Consider the following 8,870-nt stretch of genomic DNA (forward strand, 5'->3'; position numbering starts at 1 on the left):
CACGGCCGCCGCAGCGGACAGCGGTGCGGCCGCGTCGTCGCGATGCTCGAAAGCGTCGGCGGCCGCCGCAAGCCATGCGTCGGCCGCGCGCACGGCCCCGCCGCGCGGGTTGGGCAGTGCGTCAGGGTGGGGAACGTTCGCCGGTTCTGGCCTCATGGACACGCGCGCCTGTCATCGTCAAGTCGCTCGCGCGAGCCTCGACGCATGAGCGCCGGGCCGCTGCGAGGCCTGAGCGGTGTGTCCGTGGGCCAAGGGTCCGGTCAGATCTGGACCATCTCGAAGTCTTCCTTGCGGGCGCCGCATTCAGGGCACGTCCAGTTGATCGGGACGTCTTCCCAGCGCGTGCCCGGGGCAATGCCCTCTTCCGGCAGCCCGGCTTCTTCGTCGTAAATCCAGCCACAAATCAGGCACATCCAGCTCTTGTATTCCATCTTAAGCCGCGTCGGGAAAGTCGGTAAATTCGGGAGCCATGATGGTACCGTGTCGGGGCCGGACTGCCTAGCAATCGCGCTGGAGTAACGCGACTACGTTGCGCTGCGCTAAAAAATCCGTCGTGCGGGCCGGATTCCGCCGCATAATGGCTGAAAAGTGCGGCCTGCCGGGCAACACAGGGCCGAAAACGCCCATTTCGCCTCGCCGTCCGCATGCCCGTCGCTTTCCCGTTTTTCTCTTGCCCCATTTTTACATGTCCAGCAACGCCCCTCCGATCGTCCTCACCTTTGGCCTGTCCGACCCTACCGGCGGCTCTGGCATTCAAGCCGATCTGTTGACCCTGGCGAGCATGGGCTGTCATGGCGTGTCCGTCATGACGGGCTACACCGTGCGCGACTCGGCCGCCTGCGACGAAGTGACCGGGCTCGATCCCGACGTGGTCGCCGCCCAGGCGCGCATGCTGCTCGAAGACATGCCGGTTGCGGCGTTCAAGATCGGCGCGGCGACGCGCGCGGAAGTCGTGAGCGCGATCGCCGAGGTCGTCGCCGACTACGACGGCGTGCCGCTCGTGCTCGCGCCCGACTTCACGCTCGACGACGAGCACGTGCTCGCAGCCGACGACCTGCGCGAATCGATCGCCGACCTGCTGGCGCCGCAAACCACGCTGCTGGTCGCCGACTACGCGACGCTGATCGCGCTCGCGCAGCCGGACGGCGACGCCGAGGCGCCAAATCTCGACGCGGCCGTCTCGCACCTGCTGTCGCAGGGCTGCGAGTACATCCTGTCGTCCGAGACCGGCTCGCACCGGCTCGTCAACACGCTGTACGGCGAGGAAGGCCAGCTCCGCGAGGACATGTGGGATCGCTCGCCGCACCGGCTGATGGGCATCACGGACACGCTGGGCGCGGCCATCGCGGCGTTGCTTGCGAACGGCCAGGAGCCGCCCGAAGCGGTTCGTGAGGCGCAGGAATACCTATACCAGGCCGTGCGTGACGCGTTCCGGCCCGGCATGGGGGCGTACCTGCCCGACCGGTTCTTCTGGGCGCGCAGCAACGAGGATTCGGATACGCCGCCGGCCGTGAAGGCCGACGCGGTGCCGAGGACGTCGCACCGGCATTGAGGTGGGTGGGGCATGCGTGCGTTTGAGCGATCAAACGCACGCATGCCCCCTTCTACTTCAAGCATCCGTCAATCACACATGGATTCGGCATCGGGAATTCAATGCTGACGCACACGCTGTAACGAAAACGCCCGTAGGCTCCGCGCAACTCCCTCCACACCTTCGGCTTCCTGCGCCGCGCCGCCCGATATTCGGAGCTATTCGGCCACACAATCCCGCCCATACTGCCCGACAGGGCTGCGGTCATTGCGGTCAAATCCGCGCATGCGAGCGCGACTCGATTTGCATCAATTCTCAGTCGGGCGATGAGCGGACATCGTACATTTCAACACCCCAATTCGCCGAAAATCGAATCGGTCCAATAGATTGGTCGCGATATCCCCTGCTACGGTTCATCCCATTCAATGTGATCCATGCAGAGGAGTATGCGATGGCGCAGGACATTTTCCTGAAACTGACCGGCATCAGGGGTGAATCTCAAGATGCCTTTCATCTGGACGAGATCGACGTATTGGCGTGGGACTGGTCCGCAGATCAGTCATCGACCACGGGTACCGGAGGCAAGTGCGCGGCCAATGACCTGACCATTGAACATTATGTTGATCGTTCATCGCCGATTCTCATGCTGCATTGCCTGAAAGGAAAGCACATCGAGAGCGCCGTTCTGGTAATCCGTAAGGCCGGCGGCATCCCCCTCGAATACCTCAAGATCACGATGGATAGGGTATTGATCACGCGAATCAATTCGGCCGCCAATTTGAACATGGTCAGGCCGCGAGAGGAGGTCGATCTTTCATTCGCCAGCATCCGGCAAGAATATGTCGTTCAGAATGCCCAAGGTGGGAACGGCGGAACGGTCGCAGCAGGATACGACATCAAAACCGGCAAAGCGACCTGAGGATCGGAGGTAGTCATGCTTTTCATTTCAAAGCAGGGCCATGTCGATGCCGAACGCGTGATCCTCAGAATATATTCATCCATTGAACGTGGGCCGATGGAACACGTGAACGGAATCGTCGTCCATCAAACTGGAGGCGCCACCCTCTCAAGCACCCTCAATAGCTACAGCAACTCCACGCACGTACCGAACGGCGCCCATTTCCTGATCGACAAAGACGGAACGATCTATCAGACCGCGTCTCTGAACAGAATCACCAATCACGTCGGCAAATTGCAGTCACGCTGCATCAGCACGCTCAAGTGCTCGACCGTTGACCTCCGGGCGGCAAGGCGTGCGTATCGGACCGGCCCTGCCGCATCCCATCGTTACGAATCCCGGAAAGCGTTTCCCGGCCGCTACCCATCCAACTCTGACGCAATCGGGATCGAACTCGTTGGTATGTACTACCCCGACGAGAAAAATGCGGAGCCGGTTTATGAAAGCGTCACGACCGAACAGAATTCATCGCTCAAATGGCTAGTTCGTGAATTGTCCGAGACGCTGAACGTCGAGATGACAGAGGTATATCGACACCCGGAAGTCGGGCGTAAAAACGCCACTGAGGCAAGCACGGCACAGTGGGAGTAACGCAATGGTTCGAGCCAAATGTGTCGCTGCGGTTGTGTTGTGCGCCCCGATCGCACTCTGCCATGCCAGAGCGGTTAGCACCGTGACCGTCGAGCAATCCGGCCAGACGTCGACCCCGAACGAACCGCTGACCATGGGCGCATGCAAGAAATTCACACCGACCGTCGCGCAACTGAAGCGGTTCTTTTCGAGAGCCGCGCCAATTGACGGCAAGTTTGTCGCCCACGATTACTACTCGCCCTGCCATTCGAACGGCACCATTTCGTTTCCGGACGGTAGCTCGGGGAGGTGGCGCGTCTACTCCAGCGGCACCGCGTCGTTAACATGGACATCGAACGACACCACGGTCTATCTCTACAACGGTCGCAACAACGGCTGGCACGATCCGTTCGCGTGCAGCTACGGCCTTCACGCTGAAGACGACGACACTTCATGCTTCCTGCCGGGCTTCTGATTTCGTGCACCCGGCAAATCCATAAAAAAAGACCCGCATCGCTGCGGGTCTTTTCTTTTGGCCGGAACGCGCATCGCTGCGCGCTCCGGACACCATCGACCAAAGTCGATTACATGTCCATGCCCATGCCGCCCATGCCGCCCGGCATGCCGCCCGGCATCGGTGCGTCTTCCTTCGGCAGTTCGGCAACAGCTGCGTCCGTCGTCAGCAGCAGGCCTGCAACCGACGCTGCGTTCTGCAGTGCGGTACGCGTGACCTTGGTCGGGTCGACGACGCCGGCTTCGACCATGTCGACGTACTCGCCCGTCGCTGCGTTGTAGCCGTAGTTGCCCGTACCTGCAGCAACTGCCGCCACCACGACGCTGGCTTCTTCGCCGCCGTTCGTGACGATCTGGCGCAGCGGCTCTTCCATTGCGCGCAGCACGATCTTGATGCCGGCGTTTTGATCGGCGTTAGCGCCGGTCAGGCCTGCGATCGCGGTGCGAGCGCGGATCAGCGCAACGCCGCCACCTGCCACGATGCCTTCTTCCACAGCCGCGCGCGTTGCGTGCAGTGCGTCTTCGACACGTGCCTTCTTTTCCTTCATTTCGACTTCGGTCGCAGCACCGACCTTGATCACTGCAACACCGCCAGCCAGCTTGGCCACGCGCTCTTGCAGCTTTTCACGGTCGTAGTCCGACGTCGCTTCTTCGATTTGCGCGCGCACTTGCTTCACGCGTGCTTCGATGTTCACGGCTTCGCCTGCGCCGTCGATGATCGTCGTGTTTTCCTTGCCCACTTCGATGCGCTTCGCCTGGCCCAGTTCTGCCAGCGTTGCCTTTTCGAGCGTCAGGCCGGTTTCTTCCGCGATCACCTGGCCGCCGGTCAGGATCGCGATGTCTTCCAGCATCGCCTTGCGACGATCGCCGAAGCCCGGCGCCTTGACCGCAACGGTCTTCAGGATGCCGCGGATGTTGTTGACGACCAGCGTTGCGAGCGCTTCGCCTTCGATGTCTTCAGCGATGATCAGCAGCGGACGGCCAGCCTTCGCGACTTGCTCGAGCACCGGCAGCAGATCACGGATGTTCGACACCTTCTTGTCGTGCAGCAGCACGAACGGGTTGTCGAGGACGGCGACTTGCTTTTCCGGGTTGTTGATGAAGTACGGCGACAGGTAGCCGCGGTCGAATTGCATGCCTTCGACGACGTCGAGTTCGTCTGCCAGCGACTTGCCGTCTTCGACGGTGATGACGCCTTCCTTGCCGACCTTGTCCATCGCTTCAGCGATGCGATCGCCGATCGACGTGTCGCTGTTCGCCGAGATCGAGCCGACCTGTGCGATTTCCTTGTTGGTCGTGCACGGCTTGCTGATCTTCTTCAGCTCTTCGACAGCCGCTGCGACTGCCTTGTCGATGCCGCGCTTCAGGTCCATCGGGTTCATGCCCGATGCGACGTACTTCATGCCTTCGCGAACGATCGATTGCGCGAGGACGGTTGCCGTCGTCGTGCCGTCGCCTGCGTTGTCGCTGGTCTTGGAAGCGACTTCCTTGACCATTTGCGCGCCCATGTTCTGGAGCTTGTCCTTCAGCTCGATTTCCTTCGCGACCGACACACCGTCCTTGGTGACCGTCGGGCCGCCGAAGCTGCGCTCGAGCACCACGTTGCGGCCCTTCGGACCCAGCGTGACCTTGACTGCGTTGGCGAGAATGTTCACGCCTTCGACCATCTTCGAACGGGCGGAATCGCCGAATACGACGTCTTTAGCTGCCATCTTCTAACTCCTTGAATTCTTGGGAATATGTACCGTCGGTGGACGCTTACTTCGCGTTGACCACGGCCATGATGTCTTCTTCGCGCATGACCAGCAGTTCGTTGCCGTCGACCTTCACGGTCTGGCCTGCGTACTTGCCGAACAGAACGCGATCGCCGACCTTCACGTCGAGCGCGATCGGGGCGCCCTTGTCGTCACGCTTGCCCGGGCCGACAGCCAGGACTTCGCCCTGGTCCGGCTTTTCAGCAGCGGCGTCGGGGATCACGATGCCCGAGGCGGTCTTGGTTTCCTGATCCAGGCGCTTGACGATCACGCGATCGTGCAAAGGACGAAGGTTCATATTCACTCCTCTCTTGACTGAGATTGAAGAACGCTTAGGGAATCTGCCCGGCTTATCGCCCGGCAGAGAATTGTTAGCACTCTCGTGCAGCGAGTGCTAATTATATGGACGGGTTTTGACAAATTCAAGAAGGGGAACCCGACGAATTTTCAGGGCGGGGACGTGGAGCAAAGCGCACGCGGAGACGAGAAAAAATCCTTTCAAAACAAACCCTGACAAGCGCCGCCCAGCCTTGCCGGCCGGGCCGCGCGGCCCCGGAATCCCATCCAGCCCCGTTTGGACACCGGGAAAGCACGGAGTTCCTGCGATCGGCGGCATCACTCGATAAATTCCGTAGCGGCGTCGATTCCGTCCGCCCGCATACACCATCCGGCGCCCGCCGGTTGTCGCCTGCGCCCCGTCCCGAGGATCCATCGATCCCCATCGAAGCATTCATTTTCATTACGACGATATTTACGGTTTACCTCGGCACTAAACACGTGTCGGGCCCCATCCGTAAGGAGGTGGATTACATTCAGTAATTTAGATGCGAATCATTCTCGTTTACATTGACATTCCCATTCGACACTCCTACGATGCGCCGCGTTGCGTTCATCTTCATGCCCTGGCCGATCGGAGCCGAGCGTCCGGACAGCGACCGACAAGCAGGACTCCACACTAATTAGAGCCAGGGATTTGATATGAAGTTTGCGTCGTTCCAGGGAGACAACATCCGGGCCCGGATGCGCCCCGTCGCGTGCGCGGCCATCCTCGCGTGCGCATCGTTCGCGAGCGGCGCGACTTTCGCCGACGTCCCGGTCGACGCACAGCCCGAAGCCCCCGAGGCCGACCTGGCGATCCAGGCGAAGCCGACCAACATGTGGACCGGCATCTGGACGCGCCAGAGCCTGCTCGGCGACATGGGCGGCATCCGCCCTTGGCTCGGCAAGTACGGCGCGACACTGCAGATCACCGAAACCAGCGAATACCTCGCGAACCTGCGCGGCGGCCTGAACCGCGGCGGCGCCTACGATGGGCTGACCACGGCCACCTTGACGGTCGACACGCAGAAGGCAATCGGCCTGCCTGGCGGCACGTTCAACGTCAGCGCGCTGCAGATCCACGGCACCAACCTGAGCGCGCGGAACCTCGGCACGCTCAACACCGCGAGCGGCATCGAGGCGCAGGGCACGACGCGCCTGTGGGAGCTGTGGTACCAGCAGTCGTTCCTCGACAAGCGCGTCGACGTGAAGATCGGCCAGCAGAGCCTGGACCAGGAATTCATGGTCAGCACGTATGCGAACACGTTCGTCAACACGATGTTCGGCTGGCCCGCGCTGCCGTCGTACGACCTGCCCAACGGCGGCCCCGCGTATCCGCTCGCGGGCCTCGGCGTGCGCGTCCGCGCGCAGATCACGCCGAAGCTCACCGCGCTCGCGGGCGTGTTCGACGGCGACCCGCTCGGCAACAACCCGAGCAACCTGAGCGGCACCAACTTCAACCTGCACAACGGCACGCTCTATATCGGCGAACTGCAGTACGCGCTGAACCAGCCGTCCGACGGCGAAATGGACACCGGCCGCTCGAACGGGCTGCCGGGCACCTACAAGATCGGCGTCTGGTACCACAACGGCCGCTTCGCGGACCAGAACGTGGGCACCGACGGGCTGTCGCTCGCGGATCCCGCGTCGAGCGGCGACGCGCAGCAGCGTCATGGCAACTACAGCTTCTACGCGGTGGCCGACCAGATGATCTGGCGCCCCGACCCGACCGGCCCGCGCAGCCTCGGCGTGTTCGCACGCGTGATGGGCGCGCCGGGCGACCGCAACCTGGTGAGCTTCTCCGCCAACGCGGGGATCGTGCTGAAGGCGCCGTTCGCAGGCCGCGACAACGACAGCGTCGGCCTCGGCGTCACGTACATCCAGGTCGGCAACCACGTGACCGACCTCGACCAGACCGCGCGAACGTTCGCGACCGGCCCGTACGGCGTGCGCACCCGCGAGACGACGCTCGAAGCGACCTACCAGTACCAGGTCAACCCGTGGTGGATCGTCCAGGCCGACGCGCAGTACACGTTCAATGCAGGCGCCGGCCAGAACCCGAGCGACGCGACCCAGCCGCTGCGCAACACGTTCGTGCTCGGCGCGCGGACGACGATCACGTTCTGAACGGACGCGCCCACGCTGACCCTTTTCGCGCGCCGCCCGGACGGCGCGCTCCCCAGGAGATTCACATGATTCGATCCGTCCCGCTTCGCCGCCTCGCGACGGGCGCGCTGGCCGCCGCCGCGCTGACGGCCGCCGCCGGCGCACTCGCCGAGCCGCAAGGTTTCCTCGAGACCGTGCATCGCCACACCACGCTCGTCAACACGGTGCCGGACAACGGCGACCAGAACCCGTACGCGATCGCGGTCGCGCCGGTGTCGGCCGGCACGATCCAGGCGGGCGACGTGCTCGTCGACAACTTCAACAACGCGGCGAACCTGCAGGGCACCGGCAGCACGATCGTCGACTACCGCCCGTCGACGAAGCAGTTGAGCCTGTTCGCGTCGATCCCGCGCGACCTGAAGGCATGCCCGGGCGGCGTCGGCCTGTCGACGGCGATGACGATGCTGAAATCCGGCTGGGTGATCGTCGGCAGCACGCCGAGCAACGACGGCACGACCAACACCAAGGGCGCCGGCTGCCTAATCGTGCTCGATCCACAAGGCAAGATCGCATCGACGTGGTCGACGCCGAACATCAACGACCCGTGGGGCAACATGGCCGTGGTCGACCGCGGCGACGGCGCGACGCTGTTCGTCAGCATGGCGGGCTTCGGCGTCGGCCGCGCGGACGGCAACCCGCCGGTCTACAAGCAGGCGACTGTACTGCGCCTCGATCTCGACGTGCCGGCGGGCAAGCCGCCCGTGATCAAGCAGGAAACGGTCGTCGCGAGCGGCCTTGGCGCGCAGGCCGACAAGGGCGTGTTCCTGGTCGGCCCGACCGGCCTCGCGTTGTCCGGCGACCAGAAGAAGCTGTACGTGTCGGACGCGATCGGCAACCGCATCGTCGAGATCGACGACCCGCTCACGCGCGACACCAGCGCGGGCGTCGGCCGCCAGGTCACCGCCGACGGCTTCCTGCGCCGCCCGCTCGCGCTCGCCACTTCGGCGCCGACTGCGCGTACATGGGCCTCGGCGGCACGATCCCGCTGATGAACGTGCTGCAGGAAGGGTTCCCGTCCGCGCAGTTCATGGTGTGCGGCGTGCTCGGACCGAAGTCGAAC

The 8,870-nt window shown here is 63.2% G+C and carries 9 protein-coding genes; 6 read left to right on the forward strand and 3 right to left on the reverse strand.

The window, feature by feature from the left end; genetic code table 11:
• Positions 1–260: 260 nt before the first annotated feature.
• Positions 261–431 (reverse strand): rubredoxin, encoded by a 171-nt coding sequence (locus G3N96_RS36040; protein WP_004186709.1) that lies wholly within the window; start codon positions 429–431, stop codon positions 261–263.
• Positions 432–685: 254 nt separating this feature from the next.
• On the opposite strand from G3N96_RS36040, the gene G3N96_RS36045 reads away from it, so the two are divergent.
• The 4 genes from G3N96_RS36045 to G3N96_RS36060 all read left to right on the forward strand — a co-directional run bounded on the left by G3N96_RS36045 (position 686) and on the right by G3N96_RS36060 (position 3,534).
• A complete protein-coding gene (locus tag G3N96_RS36045) occupies positions 686–1,552 on the forward strand; it encodes a hydroxymethylpyrimidine/phosphomethylpyrimidine kinase (RefSeq protein WP_124576628.1) in 867 nt (288 codons plus the stop codon).
• Between the two features lie 430 nt (positions 1,553–1,982).
• Positions 1,983–2,450: a type VI secretion system tube protein Hcp gene (locus G3N96_RS36050; RefSeq protein WP_206140152.1), complete on the forward strand. Its 468-nt coding sequence runs from the start codon at positions 1,983–1,985 to the stop codon at positions 2,448–2,450.
• 15 nt (positions 2,451–2,465) lie between these two features.
• Positions 2,466–3,080, forward strand: a complete 615-nt coding sequence (locus G3N96_RS36055; protein ID WP_206140153.1) for a peptidoglycan recognition family protein — start codon at positions 2,466–2,468, stop codon at positions 3,078–3,080.
• An 82-nt stretch (positions 3,081–3,162) separates the two neighbouring features.
• Positions 3,163–3,534, forward strand: coding sequence for a hypothetical protein (locus tag G3N96_RS36060; protein WP_206140154.1), 372 nt, complete (start codon positions 3,163–3,165; stop codon positions 3,532–3,534).
• 109 nt (positions 3,535–3,643) lie between these two features.
• Here the strand turns inward: G3N96_RS36060 and groL are convergent, their stop codons facing one another.
• Together groL and groES are read right to left on the reverse strand one after the other, a co-directional pair.
• Positions 3,644–5,284, reverse strand: a complete 1,641-nt coding sequence (gene groL, locus G3N96_RS36065) for a chaperonin GroEL (RefSeq protein ID WP_043181578.1) — start codon at positions 5,282–5,284, stop codon at positions 3,644–3,646.
• A gap of 46 nt (positions 5,285–5,330) precedes the next feature.
• Positions 5,331–5,624, reverse strand: a complete 294-nt coding sequence (groES, locus tag G3N96_RS36070) for a co-chaperone GroES (protein WP_011351136.1) — start codon at positions 5,622–5,624, stop codon at positions 5,331–5,333.
• 680 nt (positions 5,625–6,304) lie between these two features.
• Here groES and G3N96_RS36075 point away from each other — a divergent pair.
• Both G3N96_RS36075 and G3N96_RS36080 read left to right on the forward strand, forming a co-directional pair.
• Entirely contained in the window at positions 6,305–7,771 is a 1,467-nt protein-coding gene (locus tag G3N96_RS36075; RefSeq protein ID WP_206140155.1) for a carbohydrate porin, read from the forward strand.
• A gap of 65 nt (positions 7,772–7,836) precedes the next feature.
• Entirely contained in the window at positions 7,837–8,799 is a 963-nt protein-coding gene (locus tag G3N96_RS36080) for a hypothetical protein (protein WP_241022989.1), read from the forward strand.
• Positions 8,800–8,870 lie beyond the last annotated feature (71 nt).

It is taken from the genome of Burkholderia sp. Se-20373 (assembly GCF_017104705.1).
Lineage (GTDB): Bacteria > Pseudomonadota > Gammaproteobacteria > Burkholderiales > Burkholderiaceae > Burkholderia.

What these genes read in the sequence shown, in the direction of transcription:
- G3N96_RS36040 (WP_004186709.1), bottom strand. Translation starts at nt 431, where the DNA reads ATGGAATACAAGAGCTGGATGTGCCTGATTTGTGGCTGGATTTACGAC.
- G3N96_RS36045 (WP_124576628.1), top strand. Translation starts at nt 686, where the DNA reads ATGTCCAGCAACGCCCCTCCGATCGTCCTCACCTTTGGCCTGTCCGAC.
- G3N96_RS36050 (WP_206140152.1), top strand. Translation starts at nt 1,983, where the DNA reads ATGGCGCAGGACATTTTCCTGAAACTGACCGGCATCAGGGGTGAATCT.
- G3N96_RS36055 (WP_206140153.1), top strand. Translation starts at nt 2,466, where the DNA reads ATGCTTTTCATTTCAAAGCAGGGCCATGTCGATGCCGAACGCGTGATC.
- groL (WP_043181578.1), bottom strand. Translation starts at nt 5,284, where the DNA reads ATGGCAGCTAAAGACGTCGTATTCGGCGATTCCGCCCGTTCGAAGATG.
- groES (WP_011351136.1), bottom strand. Translation starts at nt 5,624, where the DNA reads ATGAACCTTCGTCCTTTGCACGATCGCGTGATCGTCAAGCGCCTGGAT.
- G3N96_RS36075 (WP_206140155.1), top strand. Translation starts at nt 6,305, where the DNA reads ATGAAGTTTGCGTCGTTCCAGGGAGACAACATCCGGGCCCGGATGCGC.
- G3N96_RS36080 (WP_241022989.1), top strand. Translation starts at nt 7,837, where the DNA reads ATGATTCGATCCGTCCCGCTTCGCCGCCTCGCGACGGGCGCGCTGGCC.